This window comes from Labrys methylaminiphilus subsp. lupini (genome assembly GCF_051161885.1).
In the GTDB taxonomy this organism is placed as follows: domain Bacteria; phylum Pseudomonadota; class Alphaproteobacteria; order Rhizobiales; family Labraceae; genus Labrys.
Genome location: NZ_JBMDIH010000001.1, coordinates 1,816,813 through 1,838,997 on the forward strand (window position 1 = coordinate 1,816,813; position 22,185 = coordinate 1,838,997).

At 61.9% G+C, this 22,185-nt stretch carries 17 protein-coding genes and 1 tRNA gene; 12 read left to right on the top strand and 6 right to left on the bottom strand.

What is annotated here, in order from left to right:
• The first annotated feature begins 173 nt into the window (after positions 1–173).
• The gene (locus ACN6KF_RS08590) at positions 174–1,652 is read left to right on the top strand and encodes an AMP nucleosidase (protein ID WP_434956446.1); all 1,479 of its coding nucleotides are present in this window, start codon (positions 174–176) and stop codon (positions 1,650–1,652) included.
• A gap of 55 nt (positions 1,653–1,707) precedes the next feature.
• On the opposite strand, the gene panB is transcribed toward ACN6KF_RS08590, so the two are convergent.
• Positions 1,708–2,529: a 3-methyl-2-oxobutanoate hydroxymethyltransferase gene (panB, locus tag ACN6KF_RS08595; RefSeq protein WP_434956447.1), complete on the bottom strand. Its 822-nt coding sequence runs from the start codon at positions 2,527–2,529 to the stop codon at positions 1,708–1,710.
• Positions 2,530–3,117: 588 nt separating this feature from the next.
• Here panB and ACN6KF_RS08600 point away from each other — a divergent pair.
• Positions 3,118–4,545 carry a hypothetical protein gene (locus ACN6KF_RS08600; RefSeq protein WP_434956448.1) on the top strand — a complete coding sequence of 476 codons (1,428 nt, stop codon included), beginning with the start codon at positions 3,118–3,120 and terminating at the stop codon, positions 4,543–4,545.
• Positions 4,546–4,667: 122 nt separating this feature from the next.
• Here ACN6KF_RS08600 and ACN6KF_RS08605 read toward each other — a convergent pair whose 3' ends face one another.
• A complete protein-coding gene (locus tag ACN6KF_RS08605; RefSeq protein ID WP_434956449.1) occupies positions 4,668–6,032 on the bottom strand; it encodes an Nramp family divalent metal transporter in 1,365 nt (454 codons plus the stop codon).
• 225 nt (positions 6,033–6,257) lie between these two features.
• On the opposite strand from ACN6KF_RS08605, the gene mntR reads away from it, so the two are divergent.
• From mntR to ACN6KF_RS08620, 3 genes are all read left to right on the top strand, one after another.
• Positions 6,258–6,713, top strand: a complete 456-nt coding sequence (mntR, locus tag ACN6KF_RS08610; RefSeq protein ID WP_434956450.1) for a manganese-binding transcriptional regulator MntR — start codon at positions 6,258–6,260, stop codon at positions 6,711–6,713.
• A 4-nt stretch (positions 6,714–6,717) separates the two neighbouring features.
• Complete coding sequence (gene hyi, locus ACN6KF_RS08615) at positions 6,718–7,494, top strand: hydroxypyruvate isomerase (RefSeq protein WP_434956451.1); 777 nt, start codon at positions 6,718–6,720, stop codon at positions 7,492–7,494.
• A gap of 161 nt (positions 7,495–7,655) precedes the next feature.
• Entirely contained in the window at positions 7,656–10,514 is a 2,859-nt protein-coding gene (locus tag ACN6KF_RS08620) for a phosphoenolpyruvate carboxylase (RefSeq protein WP_434956452.1), read from the top strand.
• Positions 10,515–10,610: 96 nt separating this feature from the next.
• Here ACN6KF_RS08620 and ACN6KF_RS08625 read toward each other — a convergent pair whose 3' ends face one another.
• Entirely contained in the window at positions 10,611–10,814 is a 204-nt protein-coding gene (locus ACN6KF_RS08625; RefSeq protein WP_434956453.1) for a heavy-metal-associated domain-containing protein, read from the bottom strand.
• An 89-nt stretch (positions 10,815–10,903) separates the two neighbouring features.
• A complete protein-coding gene (locus ACN6KF_RS08630; RefSeq protein WP_434956454.1) occupies positions 10,904–11,749 on the bottom strand; it encodes a protein-L-isoaspartate O-methyltransferase family protein in 846 nt (281 codons plus the stop codon).
• A 309-nt stretch (positions 11,750–12,058) separates the two neighbouring features.
• Between ACN6KF_RS08630 and ACN6KF_RS08635 the strand changes: the two genes are divergently transcribed.
• Positions 12,059–12,505, top strand: a complete 447-nt coding sequence (locus ACN6KF_RS08635) for a hypothetical protein (RefSeq protein ID WP_434956455.1) — start codon at positions 12,059–12,061, stop codon at positions 12,503–12,505.
• Between the two features lie 243 nt (positions 12,506–12,748).
• Here the strand turns inward: ACN6KF_RS08635 and ACN6KF_RS08640 are convergent.
• Positions 12,749–12,824 (bottom strand) — tRNA-Lys (locus ACN6KF_RS08640).
• 213 nt (positions 12,825–13,037) lie between these two features.
• Between ACN6KF_RS08640 and gnd the strand changes: the two genes are divergently transcribed.
• The 5 genes from gnd to sseA all read left to right on the top strand — a co-directional run bounded on the left by gnd (position 13,038) and on the right by sseA (position 18,694).
• Positions 13,038–14,030 carry a phosphogluconate dehydrogenase (NAD(+)-dependent, decarboxylating) gene (gene gnd, locus ACN6KF_RS08645; RefSeq protein WP_434956456.1) on the top strand — a complete coding sequence of 331 codons (993 nt, stop codon included), beginning with the start codon at positions 13,038–13,040 and terminating at the stop codon, positions 14,028–14,030.
• 3 nt (positions 14,031–14,033) lie between these two features.
• Positions 14,034–15,554 (top strand): glucose-6-phosphate dehydrogenase, encoded by a 1,521-nt coding sequence (gene zwf, locus ACN6KF_RS08650; protein ID WP_434956457.1) that lies wholly within the window; start codon positions 14,034–14,036, stop codon positions 15,552–15,554.
• Complete coding sequence (pgl, locus tag ACN6KF_RS08655) at positions 15,551–16,276, top strand: 6-phosphogluconolactonase (RefSeq protein ID WP_434956458.1); 726 nt, start codon at positions 15,551–15,553, stop codon at positions 16,274–16,276. Before zwf ends, pgl begins: the two co-directional genes overlap by 4 nt.
• A 69-nt stretch (positions 16,277–16,345) precedes the next feature.
• Positions 16,346–17,839 (top strand): tetratricopeptide repeat protein, encoded by a 1,494-nt coding sequence (locus ACN6KF_RS08660; RefSeq protein ID WP_434956459.1) that lies wholly within the window; start codon positions 16,346–16,348, stop codon positions 17,837–17,839.
• Positions 17,840–17,848: 9 nt separating this feature from the next.
• Positions 17,849–18,694: a 3-mercaptopyruvate sulfurtransferase gene (gene sseA / locus ACN6KF_RS08665; protein ID WP_434956460.1), complete on the top strand. Its 846-nt coding sequence runs from the start codon at positions 17,849–17,851 to the stop codon at positions 18,692–18,694.
• Between the two features lie 106 nt (positions 18,695–18,800).
• On the opposite strand, the gene ACN6KF_RS08670 is transcribed toward sseA, so the two are convergent.
• Positions 18,801–19,952, bottom strand: coding sequence for a septal ring lytic transglycosylase RlpA family protein (locus tag ACN6KF_RS08670; RefSeq protein WP_434956461.1), 1,152 nt, complete (start codon positions 19,950–19,952; stop codon positions 18,801–18,803).
• A 796-nt stretch (positions 19,953–20,748) separates the two neighbouring features.
• Here ACN6KF_RS08670 and ACN6KF_RS08675 point away from each other — a divergent pair.
• Positions 20,749–22,134 carry an efflux transporter outer membrane subunit gene (locus tag ACN6KF_RS08675; protein WP_434956462.1) on the top strand — a complete coding sequence of 462 codons (1,386 nt, stop codon included), beginning with the start codon at positions 20,749–20,751 and terminating at the stop codon, positions 22,132–22,134.
• Positions 22,135–22,185 lie beyond the last annotated feature (51 nt).

Below are 22,185 nucleotides of genomic sequence, written 5' to 3' on the forward strand. Positions count from 1 at the left end.
TCTCCGTTCGACGATGACGCCCTATAGCGCCAAATTCTTTGCAGTCCATGCCTTTACGATCCATGTCACGGCCGGAAATTTCATCGGCGATGCCTTGCGATGTCGTTGCGATGTCACTTGGGCTGAACTAGAAGATTGAAAAGGGAGAGCCGCATTGCGGCTTCGAAATTGGAATGACCACTAAGCCCCGCCGCTTCGACAATGCGAGAGCGGCCGTAGCGGCGATCACGCAGCTTTATGACGCGAACACCACACGCCTGCGGGAAGCCTTCACGGCTTTTACCCGAGGCAAGGATTTTGATCACCGCATTCGCGCCTTTTACCCCTATGTCAGCGTCGACACCCAGAGCCTTCCCACGCTTGATGCGCGCACGCCGTTCGGATTCGTGGCCGATACCGGCGCCTATGCGACGACGCTGACGCGACCGGACATCTTCAGCCGCTATCTGGAGGAGCAGATCGCGCTCCTGCTGCGCAATACCGGTGTCGATGTCGAGGTCGGCGAGAGTTCCACGCCCATCCCGATCCATTTTGCGCTGGGCGAGGACTTTCACGCCGAAAGCGGCCTCGACTATGGGCGCCTTGCCCTGCTGCCGCAGATATTCGATGTGCCCGATCTCACCATCATGGACGATCGGATCGCCAACGGCATCGACGTACGCTCGCCAGACGGTGCCAAGCCGCTGGCGCTATTCACGGCGCCGCGCATCGATCTCTCACTGATGCGCCTGAAGCACTATACGGGCACCTCGGCCCGACATTTCCAGAATTTCGTGATCTTCACCAATTACCAATTCTACATCGATGAGTTCGTGCGGTTGGCCCAGGCCATTCTGGCCAAAGGCGAAGGCGGTTCGCTCGGTTCGGGCTACACCGCCTTCGTCGAACCAGGCAATGTCGTCACCGAACTCGGGGAAGAAAACCAGCAACTCGACGTCACGGGCCACCATCCGCCGCGACTGCCGCAAATGCCGGCTTATCATCTCAAGCGCGCCGACGATTCCGGCATCACAATGATCAATATCGGGGTTGGGCCGTCCAACGCCAAGAACATCTCCGACCATGTCGCGGTGCTCAGGCCGCATGCCTGGCTGATGCTTGGCCATTGCGCGGGCCTGCGCAATTCACAGATGCTGGGCGATTATGTGCTCGCCCATGCCTATCTGCGCCAGGATCAGGTGCTGGACGCGGATTTGCCACGCGAGGTGCCCGTGCCTGCTCTCGCCGAGATCCAGATCGCGATCGAGCGCGCTGTCGGAAGGGTCACGGGTTTGACCGGTTATGACCTCAAGCGGGTCATGCGGACGGGAACGGTTGCCACAGTCGACGACCGCAACTGGGAGCTGCGTCCCTCGACAGTGCAGAATCTGCCCTTCATCCAGAGCCGGGCCATCGCTCTCGACATGGAATCGAGTACCATCGCGGCCAATGGCTTCCGGTTTCGCGTGCCTTATGGCACGCTTCTATGTGTTTCCGACAAGCCGCTGCACGGCCAGCTGAAATTGCCTGGCATGGCGGATTCCTTCTATCGCGAGCGGGTCTCCCAGCACCTGGCTGTCGGCCTGGAGACCATGGCGCTGCTGCGTGAGACGGATAAGCGTCAATTGCATTCCCGCAAGCTGCGCAGCTTCAACGAGGTCGCGTTCCAATGATGGCTTCGTCTGCGCGCTCTTCCGACGAGGAGGGCGCAGACGGGGCCGTCATGCGCTATTTCTTCTTCATGCCATAGGTATGCTCGGCCGCCGGGAAGCTGCGATCGCGCACGGCATCGGCATAGCCCTGCACGGCTTCGCGGATCTGATCGCCGAGCGAGCCGAAGCGCTTGACGAATTTCGGAACGCGGTCCGATAGCCCCAGCATGTCCTCGAGCACTAGTACCTGTCCATCGCAGGTCGGGGAAGCCCCGATGCCGATGGTCGGGATCGGGATGCTGGCGGAGATCTTGGCGGCGAGCGGCTCGGCGATCGCTTCGAGCACCACCGCAAAGGCGCCGGCGTCGGCGACCAGTTGGGCATCCCGCTCGATCGGGCCCCAGTCCGTCTCTTCGCGGCCCTGCGTCTTGAAGGAGCCGAGGGCCATGATCGATTGCGGGGTCAATCCGACATGCGCCATCACCGGTACGCCCCGCCCGGTCAGGAAGCGGATGGTCTCGGCCATGCGTTCGCCACCTTCGAGCTTGACGGCGCCGCACCCGGTTTCCTTGATGATGCGCACGGCACTGCGAAAGGCCTGTTCCGGTGTTTCCTCATAGGAGCCGAAGGGCATATCGACCACCACCAGCGCATGCGAGGAGCCGCGCATCACCGCCCTGCCCTGAAGGATCATCATCTCCAGCGTCACCGGTAGCGTGGTTTCCATGCCATGCATCACCATGCCCAAACTGTCGCCGACCAGGATGCAGTCGACATAAGGATCGATGATCCGTGTCGTGTGCGTATGGTAGGAGGTCAGCATGACGATCGGCTCTCCTCCCTTCCGCAGGCGAATCTGTGGAGCGGTGACGCGTTGTGACTGATTTTGAACGGACACGAATATTCCTCCTGGGTGTCTGAGGGGACGATGCTGCGGCTCGCCGGCTTGTGTAACTCGCAGGTTGGAAGACCGCGTCGACTCCCTGGCAAAACAAGGGCGCAAAACAAAAGCGATTGTCTGAAACTACGCAGATGCAGCATCGCCCGGAGTAAAGCGCGTTTAGACGCAAACGCCTGTTTGCTCCAACTCTTTGGTTCGACGCGTCTTTGCGATTCCTGGCGATTTCACCAAATCGCAAAACGCTTTAGCCAAAGGGCGACATAGCAATTGTCCAAAAGCGTCCGCGCGTAAAGCGGCGGAGAAAAATATTCCAACGCCTGTCCGTGCCCTGTTGTCGCAGCGCAGCATGGCGGTATCTTTCAGCAACCCCGGGCGTATCGGCTGGTACCGCATTGCGGCGTCTTAACCATATTCGTGAACTTTTCAGGGCACTCCATCGCCTCGGGCTGCATCTTCGTTAACAAATGGTTAAAGAATTTGTTTGCGCAGGCACTCTCCCGGAAGCTATCCTTGCCGCTCTCGCGGCTGGATGGCCTTTTTTTCACTTCACAGTGGGTGCCCGTGTAGCGTTTGGGTGGGAACGATATGGCTGAACCCCTGAAGAAAGACGAGGCTCTCGCGGCCGCTGTGCGCGAAGCATTTCAGCGCCATATGGAAAATGCGCGCTTGGCTGCCGATGCTTTGAAAGAAAAGCAGGCCGCGGCCACGGCGCAGCGTGCTGCCCCGATACCTGGCCGCGATCCACGGCTGACCGTGCCAACGCCGGCCAATGAGGCGGGCGCGGCCGAGGCAAGCATAGTTGCCGAGCCGACCGAAGCCAGACAGACCGAAGTCAGGAAGACCGAGGCTAGGCAGACGGAAGTCAGGCCGGCTGAAGTAAAATTGGCTTCCCCTTCCCTCGATCGCCTGGTGGCGCTGGCGTCACCGCCGAAGGAGCCTGTGCCGCGCCTTGCCGAGGTGCCTCTTCCCGAAGCCGAAGCAAAACCTGCACCGGCGCCCGAGCCTTCTCCTTCTCCTGCTGTCCCGCCAGCGGCTCCCGCGCCGGTAATGGACGAAAGCACAGACGATAACGGATTCGATTTCGGCGAAGCGCTTTTCATCGAAATTGCGCCCGAAGCGGAGAAGAAGGAGCAGACCGAAGCGCCCAAGATGCCGCGCGCGGCGTCCCTGGACACGCCTCCTCCCGAGCGGCCGAATCCCGAGACCGACGAGGCCTTCGAGTTCCGTGGTCCGCCTTCGCGCGAAAGGCCGCGCATGTCGACGGTGAGCGTCACGGCCGGACCGCCTCAGGATCTGGACCAGCGGAACAGGGGTGGCGCATCCGCGGTACATGCCGCCGCCCCAGCCTCTCTTGCGCCTGCGGTCAAGGAAGAAAACCTGGTGGCGCCCTCATCGGCGCGGAAAACCACGCGCTTTGGTGTCAATCCGGCGGCCAATGCCAATGAGACTCGCCTTTCGCGACTGAGCTGGCCAAAGATCAAGGTTCCACCCGCCCTGATAGCTTCTGTGCTGCTGGCCGCGGGTATCGCCGCAGTCGGTGCTTACTTCTGGGCCAATCCGGACAAGCTGCAGTCCCTGGGCAATCTGGTCGCGCCGCCGGCTTCGGCTCCGTCGGAGACGAAAGTTGCCGCGGCGCCAGCCCCGGCTTCGACGCCGGCACCGAGCGCCCCCTCGCCGGCTTCGGTGCCCGCTCCCGCATTGCCCGGCGCGACGCGCAGCGTCAGTACCATCGCCATTACCGTGGATGAGGTCGACCAGGCCGTGCAGTCGGCGCGTGAATTGCTGGCCAGCGGCGACGTGGCTGGTGCGAGGGAAGCTCTCGAGTCCTATCGAAGCGGTACCGATCCGCGAGCATTGTTCGCCTTGGCCGAGACGTATGACCCCGCCATCGTCAAGGATCCCTCGCAGGCGAATGCGGCCCAGGCGAAAGCTTTTTACGAGGCTGCAGCGAAAGCTGGCTCCCGGGACTCGGCCGAGCGTCTCGCTCGCCTCGCCCTGGTTCATGCGAATTGATCTGCTGCTCCAAAAGAGCCTGGCACGTGTCGGCGCAAACAATTACAGCGCCGAGCCCGATTTCGACACCGGGTCCGACGCTGTGGATGCAACTGTAGCAATCCTAGTGCCCTGGGCCGAGCTCAAGTGCCCGTGAAGGTGTCGACCAGCAGCTTGATGTCCAGCACCAGGATCACGCCGGCGATCACCCACGACAAGGTCGTCAGCCAGACCGGTGTGACGAAGACCCCCATCTTGCGCTTGTCCGAGACGAAGCGAACCAGCGGGATGATCGCGAAGGGCAATTGCATCGACAAGACAACCTGGCTGAGCACCAGCAGCTTGTTGGTGCCCTGATTGCCGTAGAGAGCGGTGACGGCAACCACCGGTACAATGGCGATGCCGCGCGTGATCAGCCGGCGCGCCCAATCGGGAATGCGCAGGTGGAGAAAGCCTTCCATCACGATCTGGCCGGCGAGCGTCGCGGTTACCGTCGAATTGACACCGGATGCCAGCAAGGCGACGGCCAACAGCGTAGAGGCGATGCCGACGCCGAGCATCGGCGACAGCAATTGATAGGCCTGCTCGATCTCCTCGACATCCGTCCTACCGTTCTGATGGAACACGGTTGCAGCCGTGATCAGGATGGCCGCATTCACGAACAGGGCCAGCATCAGGGCAATTGTGCTGTCGGTCACCGCCCAGCGAATGGCCGAGCGCTTGCCCTCCTCCGTGCGCTCATAGGCGCGGGTCTGCACGATCGAGGAATGCAGATAGAGATTATGCGGCATCACCGTGGCACCGATGATGCCGATGGCGATGTAGAGGGCTTCGGGATTGGTGACGACCTTCGCCTGCGGCAGGAATCCGCCGAGGATATCGTGGATCGCCGGGGCCGCGAGGATGATCTGGATGACGAAACAGCCGAAGATCACAACCAGCAGCGCGATCACGAAGGCTTCCAACGTCCGGAAGCCGCGCTGCATCAGCATGAGCACCAGGAACACGTCGACGGCCGTGATGATGGCGCCGTAAACCAGGGGAATGCCGAACAGCAGGTTGAGAGCGATGGCCGTGCCGATGACCTCAGCCAGATCGCAGGCGATGATCGCCAGCTCGCAGGCGAGCCAGAGCATGAGATTCACCGGCCGGGAATAGTGATCGCGGCAGGCCTGGGCGAGGTCGCGTCCGGTGACGATGCCGAGTTGCGCCGCCAGGGCCTGCAGCACGATGGCCATCAGATTCGACAGCAAGATCACGCTCAGGAGCGTGTAGCCGAATTTCGAACCACCGGCGATGTCGGTCGCCCAATTGCCTGGGTCCATGTAGCCGACGGACACCATGTAACCCGGGCCGAGAAAGGCCAGAAAGCGACGAAACCACAAACCCGTCTTCGGCACGGGAACGCTGGCGTTCATCGCACCAAGGCTCGGCCGCCTTTCTTCCCCGGGAACCACGCGCCACGCGCCGTTGTCGGCCGGGGCCGTTCCCGCAGCATCCGCACTCATGCCCTTCTCCACCACGAAATTCCATTCTGCATCGCTTCCATGAATATAGCATATGCTATACTCTGAAGATCGGTCAATGGATAAACGCCAAGGCTGTATTTCATCGCTGGCATTGATAAGGCCACGCGGATCGGGCATACCCGCATTTGCAATGCCGCAAACCCGGTCGGCGCCGATTGTTCGATGCCCTGGGACGCACAAAGGAATCAGCTTAGGAGAGCCGGCATGAAACGTTCCGCTGCGCTTTCACCCCCCGAGCCGGGCCTGGTCGACGCCGTCGTGCATGTCGAGAGTTTTAGGCAGGCGCGCGAGGCACGCCGCCTCGAACTGATCGAGGACTATGTCGAGCTGATCGCCGACCTGATCAGCGATGGCGGCGAAGCAAGACAGGTCGATATCGCCGCTCGCCTGGGCGTGGCCCAGCCGACCGTCGCCAAAATGCTGAAACGGCTGGCGGACGAAGGTTTCGTGGCTCAGCGCCCCTATCGCGGCGTCTTCCTCACCGAGGCTGGCCAGGCGCTGGCCGAGGCCAGCCGCGAGCGCCATCATATCGTCGAGGCTTTCCTGCTGGCCCTGGGTATCGATGCCGATACCGCCCGGCGCGATGCCGAGGGGATCGAGCACCACGTCAGCAAGGCTACGCTCGACGCCTTTTCGCGTTTCGTCAAAGCCAAGAGCTGAACAAATGCCGCGTTTTGCCGCCAATATCTCGATGCTGTTCAGCGAACTCGATTTCTATGATCGCTTCGAAGCGGCCGCCCGGGCAGGTTTTACCGGTGTGGAGTTCCCGTTTCCCTATGATTTCGACAGGCATGAGTTGCGTCGGAGGCTTGACGATAGCGGTCTCGCGCTGGTGCTGCACAATCTGCCGCCTGGACGCTGGGACGACGGCGAACGAGGACTAGCCTGCCTGCCGGACCGCAAGGCGGAGTTTCGCGAGAGCGTTGCCCTGGCTCTGGATCATGCCACGATGCTTGGCTGTGCCCAGGTGAACTGCCTGTCGGGCATCCCGCCGAAGGGGGCCGATCCCGAACTCATCCATGAAACGTTTCTGGACAATCTGCGCTTCGCCGCCGACGAGGCCAGGCGTACGGGCGTCCGCCTGTTGATCGAGGCGATCAACACGATCGATATGCCGGGCTTCTATCTCAACCGGTCACGCCAGGCCCTGGCCATCATCGAGGAGGTCGGTTCGGACAACCTCTATTTCCAATATGATATCTATCATATGCAGGTGATGGAGGGGGATCTGGCCCGCAACATCGAAAGCCAGCTTCCTCGCATTGCCCATATGCAACTGGCCGACAATCCCGGGCGGCACGAGCCGGGAACCGGCGAGATCAATTATCCCTTCCTGTTCGAACATATCGACCGGATCGGCTATCGGGGGTGGATCGGTGCCGAATACCGGCCGCTGCACGGGACGGTCGAGGGATTGAGCTGGCTGCCGACGCACGCCTGAATGTCGTCTTACCCGGCCAATCGCGACGCAATCGGCATGGGCTCGCCACTGCCGTTGATCGTTTCTTTCATTTTTGCTGTGCCGTCGGCACGATTTTTGCTCGTTTCGAACGCACGGGTGGTTTATGGGACCGCCTGAAAACCTGTCGACCGAGAACCCAGATGGATGCACCTTTGCCGGAGCCTGGACCTGACGACCGTATCGTCGAGCTCGAACGTTTCTGCCGCGACAAGCTCGATAGCGCCCGCGCCAAACTGGTTGACGAGCCTCGTTACAATCCGGTGGCCCAACTGGCCTTCGAGTTGTCTCGCGAGCTCGAAGCCGGGCGGCTGACGAGGGAGGATTTCGAGGCCCTCGCCTTGCGGCTGAGCCAGGAGACCTTCGCTGCGCGCGCGCAAACCTTGCGGGATTATGTCGGCCCGCTCGACATGGCTGGCAACCGCGAGAGCCTGCGGCGCGTCGCCGAACATTTGCTCGCAAACGGCCGCCGCGGTGTTTCGAGCGCCTCCCCGCTGGCACGCACCCAGCTTGGTATCGTCTTCACCGGGCATCCGACGTTCCTGCTTTCCAGTGCCAATCGGGCACGCCTGGCGCGAATGGCGTGCGATGGCAAGGCGGCGCTGCCGGATGTACTGATGGCACCGGACAATCCGATCACCTTGCAGGTCGAGCATGGTGCCGCGATGGTCGCCCTGGATGCCGCGAAGACGGCGATCGGCACGTTTGCCCGCATCGCCGCCGAGGTCCTGCGTGAGCGGCGTTCGCCCGAATGGCGTTCGATTACGGTCGGCTATGCCGGCCTCGGCACGTGGATCGGCTACGATCTCGATGGCCGTACCGATATCCAGTGGATCGATTCCTTCCGTTTCCGCCTCGCCGAAAAGCAGCACCAGATCGATCGTTATCTCAGCGAGGTCCTTCGCATTGCCGCCCAGGTCGGTCCGGATTCGCAGACCGCGCAGCGTCTCGAAGAGCTGATCGCGCGGATCGAGCGAACGCGTGCCTGGAACGTCGGCATTCTGGAAGCTTTCAACCAGACGCCGCTCGATCGTCCCGCACTCAGGCATGCGGCCGATCTCCTCACCGCGCGCCATCCGGATGCGGCCACGAGCGTGCGCCCCTATATCGCGCTGATCGACATCGCGATCGCCGACTCACCGCCCGAGATCGCGCTCGACCTCGTCGCTCTGCGCAGCGAAATGCTGACCCTCGGCTTCGGCGTCGGCGAAGTACACATGCGCATCAATGCCACGCAATTGCACAATGCGATGCGCCAGCATCTCGACATCGATTCGGAGGAGAACATCACCTCCCGTTCGATGCTGGAACGCCTGGCGACATTCATTCGCGAGGCCCAGCCGGTCTCCGTCAATTTCGGTTCGCTCGATATCGAGCAGAAGACGGCCCTGCGCCAATTCGTGCTGGCGGCGCAGATCCTCAAGCATGTCGACCGGGATTCGACCATCCGCCTACTTATCGCCGAATGCGAAGCACCCGCGACGGTGATGGCCGCAGTCTATTTCGCCCGCCTGTTCGGCGTCGAGGACAAGCTCGATGTTTCGCCCTTGTTCGAGACCCCGACGGCGCTGGAAGGCGCGTCGCGCTTCTTCGATGTGCTGTTCGGCATCGAGGAATATCGTCGGGCTGTGCGCCAACGCGGCCGGCTTGCGATCCAGACCGGCTTTTCGGATTCGGGCCGCTTCATGGGCCAGATCACCGCGGCCCTTGCGATCGAGCGCTTGCATGGGCAATTGGCCAGGGCCTGCGAACGCCATCGGCTGACGGATGTCGAGGTTCTGATCTTCGACACGCATGGCGAGTCGGCAGGGCGCGGCGCCCATCAGGGCAATTTCGAGGACCGTGCCTTCTACGTGCTGAGCCCTTGGGCGCGCCGCGAATTCGAGAGCCGGGGCATTGCCCTCAAGCACGAGGTCAGCTTCCAGGGCGGCGACGGCTTCATCTATTTCGAAACACCCGAACTTGCCCTTGCCTCGCTGACTCGCATGCTGGAGGCGGAAGTGGCTTGGCGGGAGCAGCCGGCCAGCGACGATCCCTTCTATTCAAACACGACCTTCTCATTCGATTTCTTCCGCCGGCTCGCCTCATTTCATAGCAAGTTGCTCGATGATCATGCATATCACCGGGCGCTGGGCTCCTTTGCCCAGGGCCTGCTGAACGATACCGGCTCGCGCAAGTCACGGCGCCAGTTCGACGTGTCAGGCGGCGAGGTGCATCAAGTCCGCCGCATCCGCGCCATTCCCCACAATGCCATCCTGCAGCAACTCGGCCATCCTGCTACGGTGATTGCGGGGTTCGGTACGGCGTTGCGAGGTGACGAGGATCGCTTCATCGACACCTTCGCCAAATCGGACCGGCTGCGCCGTTTGACCTCGCACGTGGTGCATATGAAGCGGCGCTCCAGCATCAAGGCGCTCGCGGCATTCTCGACCTTGTTCGACCGCTCCTTCTGGTCGACGCGTCCCTATGCTGGCGCCGAACCGCATCTGGCCGAGCCCTGCCTGTTCATTACCCAATTGTTGGAAGAGGATGATCGGGCCGCTTCGCTCAATGAATTGGCGGTGAAGCTGCGGCTCGATGCCATCTCGCTGCATCGTCTGCTCGACCTTGCCGGACAGGATCTGGGCAGGTCGATCTCCGAAAACCGGGAGAGGCTCGACATGCTGCAGGCGGTGCGGCTTGCCCTGCTTCAGCACATCCTGCTGATGGCGGCCCGAGTGCCGAAATTCTCCACGCGCAACGATGTCTCGCGCGAGGACATCATGGAATTGATCTTCAGCCTGCGCATTCCCGAGGCGGTGACGCTGCTGCGCGATGCCTATCCGGTGAATGGGCTGACCATGGAAGGCTATAGCCTCACAGAGCCCTTCACCTATCCCGGCGATGCACCCTCGAACTATGCAGCGCTGACACGCAATCTCATCGATCCGATCGAAAAAACCTATCGGACGATTCTCGCTATCGGCGCCGCCATTGCCCTTGAGTTCGGGGCTCACGGTTAAGTTGCGGAACAAATACGATTCCGTTGGGTCGCATTTTCTAGCGTATGGATAAAGGGGCCGGCCATTCCTGGCCGCCCCCTTCTCTGCCCCTGGCAATCAGGCTGGCAACTTCTCGTTCTCGTACCCGGCTTCGACGATCGCGGCGGGCAATCTTCCTTCGTCGGCGGCACTCGCCACCTTGACGGTCTGCGAGCCGATGTCGATTTCGACGGCTGCGCCGGGGTCGACGGCCTTCAGCGCGCCCGTGATCGTCTTGGCGCAGTGGCCGCAGCTCATTTCCGGTACTTTCAACGTGATCATGCGAGGTCTCCAATCGATAAAGACCTTGTAGGGCTTCTCATCATTGTAAGGTCAAGCACCTTTTTGGAGCTGACATTCGCCTCGGGCGATCAGGCGTCGAGAGCGGCCGACGAGAACCAAAGATCGGGATAGATGGCGATTGCGCTCTCATCCGGCGCCTTGACCGAGATCGGCCAAAGCGAGCGCACGGCCAAGGCCTCACGAGGAGACCTCGGCGCACGAATCGTGTGGATCTCGCGCGATGCGCCGACGCAGGGAATGAACCAGGACGGCATCAGCGCCTTGACGGCAAAGCCGGCGGCTTCCGCATCCACGCGCAGAGCAAGGCCGATTTCCTCGTGCGGACGCCAGGGGAAGATCAAGCGTCCCCCGGGCTGCAACGCGGCAAGCCAGGCGAGCGGCGGTGCGACCACGCCTGCGTTGACATAGATCAGGTCGGAGGGAGGCACGGCAACACGTGTGGCATCGGCTCGAACGACGCTGACGCCATCGAACGGCCTGAGGTTGCGCCTTGCCTGTTCGGCGAGATCTTCCTCGATCTCGAAGGCTGTCACGCGGCCATTGGGCAAGGTCAGCACCGACAGCATGGCCGTATAGTATCCCAGACCCGCCCCGATATGGCTGACCTTATCCCCTGCTCTGGGCGCCACCGCCCCTAGCCATGCCGCATGCAAAGCCGGTTCGCCCGTGTTGATCTGTTTGTCTGCCTTCAGAGCAATCAGTCGATTCTGGTATAGGTGGATCGGATCGGCACTCGGCGTTTCGACATAGTTTCCATGGCTGGCTACCAGCCAGGGGCCGGGCGGCAGGAAGGCTTCGCGCGGCACGAGTTCGAAAACCCTCTCGATGCGCGGATCGCCCGATCCGCTCTCCTTCAGCATCGATCTGGCAAAATCGCGGCGTGCCCGTTGCAGCGCCGCTTTCTCATCGGTCATGCCCTGTCCGCCTGCATCATTGCCGATCCTCGAACCTAGCATTCTTTGAACAAGCGGGCTCGGACTTGAGTCTGCACATGCAGAAAATCCGATGAGACGACTCCGGCGTTGTCACCCACGGCAGTGCAAGGGAAGGGTATCTGCTGAAGCAATCCGATTGATAATGTCGCTATGGCCCGAGCAACAGTGAATGCTGTACCATCATGGCAACGGTCACGCCTGGTCACGTGATATGTTCGTGAAAATAAGAATTCATGCCATTGACATCCACCCGAGAGACTGCTCATCGTCTCCGCGGGAGAAAGAATTTTGCAGACTATTTCGATCCTTATTTTAGCTGGCTTGGCTGCTGTTCTGATCTTTGTAACAGGTTACTTTCTCGGCAGGCGCTCAAGAATAAATCTTCGTTATGCGATGAAGATTGATGGTGAGATCTGCCGGAAAGTTCTTGGGCAAAAGTACGTTGTTTATAGAGCGACTCAGGCAGCCGAGAGCGATATACCATTATGGCTGAACATCGAACGATTTTCGGTACAGGCGCTTGACTATGTACGCCTCAAGCACCCGCTGGTTGTCTTGTCACCGGATTTGTTTTGGTCCACGTTGTTTCAATCTGTCCGCATGAGCGGAATTGAGAAGGCGAATGCTCTCAACGAAGCCCGTCGCATCATCGATGAGCGTTATGCCGATGCATTGCCGTCACAGGCTGTGAATGAAGTGCAGGCGACCATGCCTTCGATCCATAGCAGCCTCTAGAGCAAGGCAGTCACCTTCTCCAACCTCTTGTTTCGGCGCGTTTTTGCGCCACTAAAGCGTCCATAAATCGCAAGGTGCCTTGGATCGGGGTCGCCTCGCCATTGGCCGAGGACAGCGCTTCTCTCTTGGCCAGGCACGATCTTTTTACATGTGCCGCGCTTCTCCGGGTGCAAATCGATCACCCGCCTGGATGGCTGGATCCGGGATGGTGAACGGTCACCCATGGGATTTTCAGGGAATTGATGGTGAGCTCGGTGGGATTCGAACCCACGACCCCATGATTAAAAGTCACGTGCTCTACCGACTGAGCTACGAGCTCTCACCAAGCGGGGCATTGCCCCGCAATTGCGGTGTCTCTAAGCGTCATGAGCGGATGGGTCAAGCTGCCATTGTCGCGTGCCATGCAAAAATGGCGCGTCATCCCCTCGTCATGCTCATGAAGTGATGAATACATGCGCTTGCGAGAGCTGAAAACGGTGCTAAGCACGTAACGGACGATAAGCTGCCGGGGGCGGCAAAAGGAGATCAGCCAATGCAATTGGGAATCATCGGCCTGGGCCGCATGGGCGGCAATATCGCCCGCCGCCTGATGAAGAACGGCCACACCACCGTCGTCTATGATCGCGCTCCGCCGGCGGTTCAGGCTTTGGTGGCCGACGGCTCGGTCGCCGCCACCGACCTTGCCGACCTCGTTTCGAAGCTGACGACGCCACGCGCCGTCTGGGTGATGCTGCCGGCGGGTGCCATCACCCAGGGCACCATCGACCAGCTCTCGCGCCTGCTGTCTCCCGGTGACGTGATCATCGACGGCGGCAACACCAATTGGAAGGACGACGTCCGTCGCGGCAAGGAACTGGCGGCCAAGGGGCTCGATTACGTCGATGTCGGCACCTCCGGCGGCGTCTGGGGACTGGAGCGCGGCTACTGCATGATGATCGGCGGCAAGACCGAAACGATCACGCGTCTTGATCCGATCTTTGCCACGCTGGCGCCTGGCATCGGCAATGTTCCCCGTACGCCCGGCCGCGACAAGCACGATCCGCGGGCGGAGCAAGGCTATATCCATGCCGGCCCCTGCGGCGCCGGGCATTTCGTCAAGATGATCCACAACGGCATCGAATATGGCCTGATGCAGGCTTATGCGGAAGGTTTCGACATCCTGCGTTCGGCTGCCAATGAAGGCAGGGCAGAGGGCGAGACGTTCGACTTCAACATGGCCGATATCGCCGAAGTCTGGCGCCGCGGCAGCGTCGTCACCTCCTGGCTGCTGGACCTGACGGCAACCGCCCTCGCTGCCGACGAGGAGTTGAGCGAATATTCCGGCTTCGTAGAGGATTCGGGCGAAGGACGCTGGACGATCGAGGCCGCCATCGACCAGGCGGTGCCCGCCGAAGTGCTCACCGCTGCTCTCTACACCCGTTTCCGCTCCCGTCAGGAGCACACCTATGCGGAGAAGATCCTCTCCGCCATGCGTAAGGGGTTCGGCGGTCACGTCGAGCCGAAGAATCCCGCGTCCAAGGCTTGAGTTATGAATGCCCACCACATCAACAAGGGCGGCGCTGCCGGCCCTTGCTGCTTCGTCGTCTTTGGTGCCAATGGCGACCTGACCAAGCGCCTGCTCGTCCCTGCTCTCTATAATCTTGCGGCCACCGGCCTGCTGCCGGAGAATTTCGCCATCGTCGGCGTGGTGCGTCGTCCGATGGAGGATGATGCCTTCCGCCAGTCCCTGGTGGATGGGCTCAAGCAGTTTGCCACGAGGCCGGTCGATCAGGCAGTCGCCGACAAATTGTTCGCCTGCGTTACCAGCGTGGTTGCCGAAGTCGACAATCCCGACAGTTTCCGGGATCTGGCCCGGCATCTGGAGAAGGTCGAGAGCGGACGCAACACCGGCGGTAATCGCCTGTTCTACCTGGCGACGCCGCCGTCGGGCTTTGCCCCGATCACCCGGCTCCTCCAGGAGGTCGGCCTCAGCCAGGAAGTGGAAGGCGGTCCCTGGCGGCGCGTCATCGTCGAAAAGCCTTTCGGCACCGACCTTGCCTCGGCCCAGGCCCTCAATCGCCAGCTCCTGAGCGTGCTGAACGAGGACCAGATCTACCGGATGGATCATTATCTGGGCAAGGAGACGGTCCAGAACATCATGATCCTGCGCTTTGCCAACGGCCTGTTCGAGCCGATCTGGAACCGCGACCATATCGACCATGTCCAGATTAGCGTGGCGGAAACCGTCACTGTCGAGCGCCGTGGCGCCTTCTACGACGCGACAGGCGCCTTGCGCGACATGGTGCCCAACCATCTGTGCCAGTTGCTGTCGCTGATTGCCATGGAACCCCCTGCCCGCTATTCGGCCAATTCCGTGCGTTCGGAGAAGGCCGAGGCCCTGGCGGCCATCACGCAATACACGCCCGAACAGGCGATCCTGAACTCGGTGCGGGCCCAATATGGTCCCGGCATCATCAAGGACACGCCGATCACCGCGTACCGCGCCTCGCAGGACGTCAATCCCAAGAGCGTCACGCCGACCTACACCGCCATCAAGTTCGCCATCGACAATTGGCGCTGGGCCGGCGTGCCCTTCTATCTGCGCACCGGCAAGGCCCTCGCCAAGCGCAAGACGGAAGTGGCGATCCGCTTCAAGGACGCGCCGATCGCCATGTTTCGCGATACGGCGCTGTCCGGCATGGGGCCGAACACGCTGGTGCTCGATATCCAGCCGGAGGAAGGCATCACGCTGCATTTCAACGCCAAGGTGCCGGGACCCAAGATCGACCTTGCGGGTGTCGGCATGGACTTCAAATACAAGGACTATTTCGAGGCGGCCGCGAGCACCGGCTACGAAACGCTGATCTATGACTGCATGATCGGTGATGCCATGCTGTTCCAGCGTGCCGACGGGGTCGAGGCAGGCTGGGCCGCGGTGCAGCCCTTCCTCGATGCCTGGGCCAATGCCGGCGATCGGGGGCTTGCCAACTATGCCGCCGGTTCCGAGGGCCCGGCTGCCGCCGAGGTCATGCTTGCCCGTGACGGGCGCGGCTGGCGGCCTATCGCATGAGCAGCGAGCGCATCATCGATATCTCGGCCGATGCCGACGCCTTGGCCGACCGTGCAGCCGACTGGTTCGTCGCCGAATTGGTGGGGCGTCCGGGGCCGATCGCGGTGGCCCTGTCGGGCGGCTCCACGCCCAAGCGCCTTTACGAGCGTCTGGCGCGGGATCCCTGGCGTTCCGCCCTGCCCTTCGAGCGCATTCATTGGTTCTGGGGGGATGAACGTATCGTTGCCGCCGACGATGCCAGGCGCAACACGCTGATGGCAAAGGCGGCTTTGCTCGACCATGTCCCGGTGCCTCAGCAGAACATTCATGAGATCGCCGCAACGCCGGTCTCGCCCGAGGCCGCAGCGCAGGCCTATGAGCAGGCGCTCAAGGCTTATTACGGCGCGGACGTGCTTGATCCGGATCGGCCGCTGTTCGACATCATGCTGCTCGGCGTTGGGTCCGACGGACATACGGCCTCCCTCTTTCCGGGCAAGCCAGCCCTGGCTGTAAGGGATCGCTGGGCTGTTCATTCAGATCCGGGTTTGGATCCCTTCGTGCCGCGGGTAACCCTGACCTTCCCGGCCATCGCCTCGAGCCGGGCCGTTGCCTTCCTTGCCGCCGGGGCGGACAAGCGCGAGACGCTCGCCAAGGTCTTCGCCGGCGCCGATCTGCCATCGGCCCATGTCGAGGCTGCGGGCCCGATCCATTGGTTCCTCGACGAAGCGGCTGCACCGGCATGATCGGCCAGCTATTTCGTTTGCGGAACTGACGGCTTGTTTTTTGGGGGAATGATGGCGGGAAGAATGGGCGTGGCCGCGCTGGTGGCCATGCTGGTGACGGGGGGCGCCGGGCAGGCCTCGGCGGAGATGTTTCCAATCTATCGGTTCGACGACTATTGTCTGGATACGATCGGCCGGCCGCCGAAGGTGATGCTGGATAGCCCCGAAATGGTCTCCTGTTTCAACCGGGAGTCGACGGCCTATGTCGAATTGAACGACATCTGGGTCACGGTTCCGGGGGATATTCAGAGCGCCTGCTATTCGGAGGGCCGAACCAAGGTCGAAACGGGAGCTGGCTCCTATGCCAGGCACCTGGCTTGCACCCAGCGTAAGATCGCCGATAGGTCTCGCCCCAGTACCAGCGTGCCGGCGACCGATTGCGACCGCATGGCTTCGCGCGGGGGCGACCCGCTTTCCCTCGCTCCCGGTCTCAGCATGGCGGACATCGACCACGCCAAGGCAATCCCGGCTTGTGAGCAAGCCCTGGCCGAACACCCCAAGGAAGGGCGCTTTGCCTATATGCTCGGCCGGGCGCAGGAGGGAGCGGAGCAATATGACAAGGCGCGCCTATCCTATCTCAGGGCCGTCGATCTCGGCGAGAAGCGGGCTTTCCTCAATTTGGGCGGCCTCTACGCGGATGGTCGGGGCGTGGAGCCTGATTCCGCGGCGGCAGTTACCTGGTACAGGAAAGGTGCCGATGCCGGCGAGAGCGGCTGCGAGAACAATCTCGCCGGCCTCTATCTGAGAGGGAATGGCGTCGAACAGAGCATTGAGCAGGCTCTGGCCCTCTATCGCAAGGCGTTCCAGCATGGCGATGGCGAGGCCGCCTATAATTTGGGAGTCCTGTACGAACAGGGCAATGGCGTCGAAGTCGATCTCGCCGCTGCCCTCGACTATTATCGCAAGGCTGCTGCCGCCGGCAGCGCCAATGCGCAATACGAACTCGCCCAACGCTACGCCAAGGGTGACGGGGTCGAGAAGAACGCAAGCCTTGCCGTGGTCTGGTACAGCAAGGCTGCAGAACAAGGTCTGGGCTCAGCGCAGATGGATCTCGGCTATGCCTATGACGAGGGATTGGGCCTGTCCCCCGAGCCAGCCGAGGCGGCCAATTGGTACGCCAAAGCCGCGGACCAGGGCTACGACGCGGCTCGGCACAATTTGGCTTTATTCCATGCCGAGGGCAAAGGGGTGCCCAAGGATCCTGTCAAGGCGGTTTCGCTGTATCGACAGGCGGCCGAGGATGGTTATATCCCCTCGCAGACCAATCTTGCCGTGCAACTTGCAGGTGGCATTGGCGTGCCCAAGGACGAGGCTGAAGCCTTGAAATGGTTCCGGCTGGCCGCCGAGCAGGACGAACCGGTTGCCCAGTTCAATCTCGGCATTTTCTATGAGCACGGGCGTGGCACCCGCGCCAGCAAGAAGGACGCCATTGCCTGGTATCGCAAGGCTGCCGCCCAGGGGCATGAGAACGCCAAGGCGGCTCTCGACCGGCTTACCGGCAAGAAAACCCGCAAGAAGGCATAGGAACACATCATGACCTCCTCTCCTCATCTGGTTTCCACCGCCTGGCTGGCCGCTCACCTTGGCGACGAGAATCTGGCTGTCGTCGATGGGTCGTGGCATCTGCCGGCGATCAATCGCGACGGTCACGCCGAATATCTGGCTGCCCATATTCCTGGCGCTGTCTTTTTCGACATCGACAAGATCGTCGATGCCAGCAGCGGGTTGCCTCATATGCTGCCGAGCCCCGAAGTTTTCTCAGAGGCTGTCGGTGCGCTCGGCCTCACCGAGAACAAGCATATCGTCGTCTATGACGGTGCCGGCTTGTTCTCGGCCCCGCGCGTCTGGTGGACCTTCCGGATCTTCGGAGCGGCCAAAGTTTCCATCCTCGACGGCGGCTTCCCGCTTTGGCAGGCCGAGAACCGCCCTGTCGAGGGCGGGGCACCGCACCCAGTGCCGGCTCGCTTCACGGCGCGTTTCGACGGTGACCAGGTGAAGAGCGTCGGCCAGGTCCAGGCCGCCCTGATGGATGGCAGTGCAGAAATCATCGATGCCCGGCCGGCTGAGCGCTTCCGCGGCGAGGCGCCGGAGCCTCGGCCGAGCGTGCGCCCGGGACATATGCCGGGCGCACGTAATCTGCCCTATGCAGCCATTGTCGAGAACGGCCGCCTGGCCTCGCCGGAGACGATCAGGGCCGCGATGAACGCTGCCGGCATCGATACCCGAAAACCGGTGGTGACGACTTGTGGTTCGGGCGTATCGGCTGCCATTCTAGCTCTGGCCTTCGATACGGTCGGCAAGCCGGTCGAGGGTATCTATGACGGATCCTGGGCCGAATGGGGCGCCCGGCCGGATCTGCCTTTGGCAACGGGCGATTAAACCGCCTCGCTCTACGCCGACGGAAATCGCCTCATCTGCACAGAAATAAAGCTCGCACAAAGGGATGTGCGAGCTTTTTGATTTTCTGCCTGATTGGCAATCCGACCTATTGGCCCGCCATCGAAGCCGTGACCGGCGAGGTCGGCACCAGAACCGCAGGTGCGCGGGCCGGTGTCGCGGCAAAGGCTTGTGCCGTCGGTTGTACGGCCATGGCCGGCTCCACCGATGCGTCGGGAGCCTTGGCCTTCGCCAGATTGACCTGTCCGATCGAACCAGTCGGCACCTTGCCCAGAACACCATCCGAGCTGCGCGGACGGGAAGGCGGCAACGGCGTGAACGCCATATTGCTGAGGCCAGCCACCTCTGTCGTGGCGACGGGCGGATCCATCGGCTCGGCCTGGGTGATCATCGGCGGCACCACTACCGGCTTGATCTCGGGGGCCGCGAGCCTGGAAGGCTTGACTTCGGTCGCCGAAGCGACCTGCGTCACGGCTGCGACGGGCAAGATCGGTGTCGTGGTCGGACGCGTCGGCGGCGCCGCGTCGGCAACCATGGTGTTCGAAACGCCAGTCGGCAGCGGCGCCGGTGTGCCATCGGTCCGCAAGGTCGCCATCAGCATCTTGTTGTCAGAGCCGGATTCTGGAGCGCGGCCGACATATTCGACCTTCACCCGCCCGACACCGGCGCCCTTGAATTGCAGCAGGTCGGCGGCACGGCTCGACAGGTCGATCAGGCGGCCATGCACATAGGGGCCGCGATCGTTCACGCGAACGACGATCGAGGTGCCGTTGCTCAGATTGGTGACGCGCGCATAGCTCGGCAGCGGCATGGTCTTGTGCGCGGCCGAAAGACCCGTCATGTCGAAACGCTCGCCCACAGCCGTCTTGCGGCCATTGAAGCCCGGCCCGTACCAGGATGCCAGGCCGACGGCGGTGTATTTGGAATCATGGCCCGCGGGCACATAGCGCTTGCCGCCGATCGCATAGGGCTTTTCAGTGCCGTTCTTGCTGCGCACAGGCGGGGTAACCACACGCGTACCTGCTGGCGGCACGACTGTCGTGCTGGTGGCGGCCGCAACCTGGGTGGTTGCGGGTTTGGGAGCATAGGCTTGATTGGGTGCGGCGCAACTCGCCAAAGCGGCACAGCCAGCGAGAGCGACGGCCGCCTTGACGACGGCTCCCGATACCCGGGAAGGAGATGAAGTGTCGGAAATACGCAACTCGACGCGATTTGGAACAGCCGAGAGGTTTTCCGCCATCTCAGAATCCTTCTTATGGAGCGAAGAGGCGTCGTGGTCTGCGTGCGGCCATGGCGTGTCCAACACGACATGGCGGGGCGCAGTACGAGCGCATCCTGCTGTTTCATTTCGAAGCACGAAGCCGTTCTGCACTTCGTGTCCGGTGGTGGATTTCCCCGGATTTCCGCCATAAAGACGCCCTGACATTGCGCCTGAATTGCGGCAAGGTTTCCAAACCGTAAACAGCCGATAGCGCAAGATCCGACAAATTGAAAGCCCCGCAACAGGCTCCTGCGGCACCAGGACACCCGCCCACTGGTCGCGCCGGCCGCGGAAGGGTTAATATTTCCTGAGCAAAATCAGTAAGAAAAGGGAGATTAACCAGTGCAGCCGAGCGTTGTTCGATTGCCGGCAAAAAAGTTCACTTCACACAACTTTACAGAGCAGAACGACCCCCGCAAACACGGTCCTGCCATAGTCGCCGGGCCAGTTTGGGGCAGGCAGGATCGCGGAAAGGAATCGAGGAATGACGCTCACCAGCAGACAAGTGCTTCCGGACCGCTCGCACAATGCCGTTAACTTGGCTATGTGCTTGGCATGTTGGCGATTCTTGCCTCAGGCAGGTTCTCTCGTCCAAGCCGGCGAATAGGCTTGGACGAGAGAACCTGCAAATGCCTGATATCTTGCAATTTCCTTGTGACCGTGCCCATGGCTCGATCGCAAGGAACTGCTTAGGTTCGCAGGAATGCCCTTTTTTGAAGGCCCCATCGTGAAGCTTTCTCTTCGTCAGATGCGTACTTCAGCAACGGCAGTCGGTATGTTGACCGCGTTTGCGACGATCCTGGCCGGTTGCGCCGATGTTCGCCCGCTCAATCTCGCGATTGCGGTGCCGAGCGCTTACGACCAGGCCTCGAAGGCGAAGCCGGCAGAGCCGGTGCGCACGGATTGGTGGCGTAGCTTCGGATCCCCCGAACTGACGGCGCTGGTCCAGCAGGCGCAGATGGGCAATCTCGATATCGCGACCGCGATTGCCAATATCGAGCAGGCACAGGCGGGCATCACCATTGCCAGGGCCCCGCTGTTTCCGCAGATCGATGGCGACATCTCGGCCCAGCGCGCCCGCGCCGCCTCGTCGACGGGACGGGTCGGGCGTGGGCGGGCCACCTATGGCCTGTCGGCGAGCGCCAGCTACGAGATCGATTTCTGGGGCAAGAACAGCCAGGCGCTGGCGAGTGCCAGGTCCAGCGAGGCTGCAAGCCGCTTCGATCGCGACACGGTCGAACTGACGGCGATCGCCAATGTGGCGGATGCCTATTTCGCCATCCTCGGCGCCCAGGACAGGCTGCGCATTGCGCGCGATAACGTCGCCAGTGCCACACGAATCATGACGCTGATCAACAATCAGCTCAAGGCCGGGACGGCGACATCTCTTCAGGTCGCCCAGCAGCAGAGCCTGCTCGACCAGCAACGCGCCAGCATCCCGCCGCTGGAACTGTCGGTCGCGCAAAACAAGGCCGCTGTTGCCCTGCTGGTCGGCAGTCCCCCTGCCCTGGTGAGTATCAAGGGCGGCGGGCTGGGACGTTTGCGCGTACCGACCGTCGCGGCAGGGCTCCCCTCGCAATTGTTGACTCGCCGGCCCGACATCGCCGCCGCCCAAGCCACTCTGATTGCTTCCCACCAGGATGCGCTGTCTGCGAGGGCTGCCCAATTCCCCTCGATCTCCCTGACCGGGCAAGGCGGCGTGCAGAGCGCCGCACTCAAGAGCCTGTTCGATCCCGCAGCGGGTTTCTATTCGATCGCTGCGGGCCTGACGCAGCCGATCTTCGACGGCGGTACCTTGCGCGGCAATGTCGAGCGGGCCAATGGCGTGCAGAGCGCCCAAGTGGCTGCCTATCGCAAGACCGTGGTGCAGGCCTTCGTCGACGTCGAGAACGCCTTGGCTGCCGTGCGCCAATATGCCCGCCAGGAGGTGTTACAGCAGGCCGTGGTGGTGAGTTCGCGCAAGGCCTACACCATCTCGGAGCAGCAATTGCGCGAGGGCACCGTCGATCTGGTGACCGTGCTGCAAACTGAGCAAACTCTCTTCAACGCCCAGGACACGCTGATACAGGTCAAGCTGCTGCGTCTGCAGGCGTTGATCAGCCTGCATCAGGCGTTGGGCGGCGGCTGGACGACGTCCGCCGCGCAAACGCCGCAAAACTAGAAACTGTTATGGGCGATGCGAAACCCGACTCGCGCCCGTTCCCGATTCGAG

Excerpts from the sequence above, each read along its gene's own strand:
- ACN6KF_RS08675 (WP_434956462.1), top strand. The coding sequence starts at position 20,749 with ATGTTGACCGCGTTTGCGACGATCCTGGCCGGTTGCGCCGATGTTCGC.
- zwf (WP_434956457.1), top strand. The coding sequence starts at position 14,034 with ATGAATGCCCACCACATCAACAAGGGCGGCGCTGCCGGCCCTTGCTGC.
- sseA (WP_434956460.1), top strand. The coding sequence starts at position 17,849 with ATGACCTCCTCTCCTCATCTGGTTTCCACCGCCTGGCTGGCCGCTCAC.
- ACN6KF_RS08620 (WP_434956452.1), top strand. The coding sequence starts at position 7,656 with ATGGATGCACCTTTGCCGGAGCCTGGACCTGACGACCGTATCGTCGAG.
- ACN6KF_RS08625 (WP_434956453.1), bottom strand. The coding sequence starts at position 10,814 with ATGATCACGTTGAAAGTACCGGAAATGAGCTGCGGCCACTGCGCCAAG.
- gnd (WP_434956456.1), top strand. The coding sequence starts at position 13,038 with ATGCAATTGGGAATCATCGGCCTGGGCCGCATGGGCGGCAATATCGCC.
- mntR (WP_434956450.1), top strand. The coding sequence starts at position 6,258 with ATGAAACGTTCCGCTGCGCTTTCACCCCCCGAGCCGGGCCTGGTCGAC.
- ACN6KF_RS08630 (WP_434956454.1), bottom strand. The coding sequence starts at position 11,749 with ATGACCGATGAGAAAGCGGCGCTGCAACGGGCACGCCGCGATTTTGCC.
- ACN6KF_RS08600 (WP_434956448.1), top strand. The coding sequence starts at position 3,118 with ATGGCTGAACCCCTGAAGAAAGACGAGGCTCTCGCGGCCGCTGTGCGC.
- ACN6KF_RS08605 (WP_434956449.1), bottom strand. The coding sequence starts at position 6,032 with ATGAGTGCGGATGCTGCGGGAACGGCCCCGGCCGACAACGGCGCGTGG.
- pgl (WP_434956458.1), top strand. The coding sequence starts at position 15,551 with ATGAGCAGCGAGCGCATCATCGATATCTCGGCCGATGCCGACGCCTTG.
- ACN6KF_RS08590 (WP_434956446.1), top strand. The coding sequence starts at position 174 with ATGACCACTAAGCCCCGCCGCTTCGACAATGCGAGAGCGGCCGTAGCG.
- ACN6KF_RS08670 (WP_434956461.1), bottom strand. The coding sequence starts at position 19,952 with ATGGCGGAAAACCTCTCGGCTGTTCCAAATCGCGTCGAGTTGCGTATT.
- hyi (WP_434956451.1), top strand. The coding sequence starts at position 6,718 with ATGCCGCGTTTTGCCGCCAATATCTCGATGCTGTTCAGCGAACTCGAT.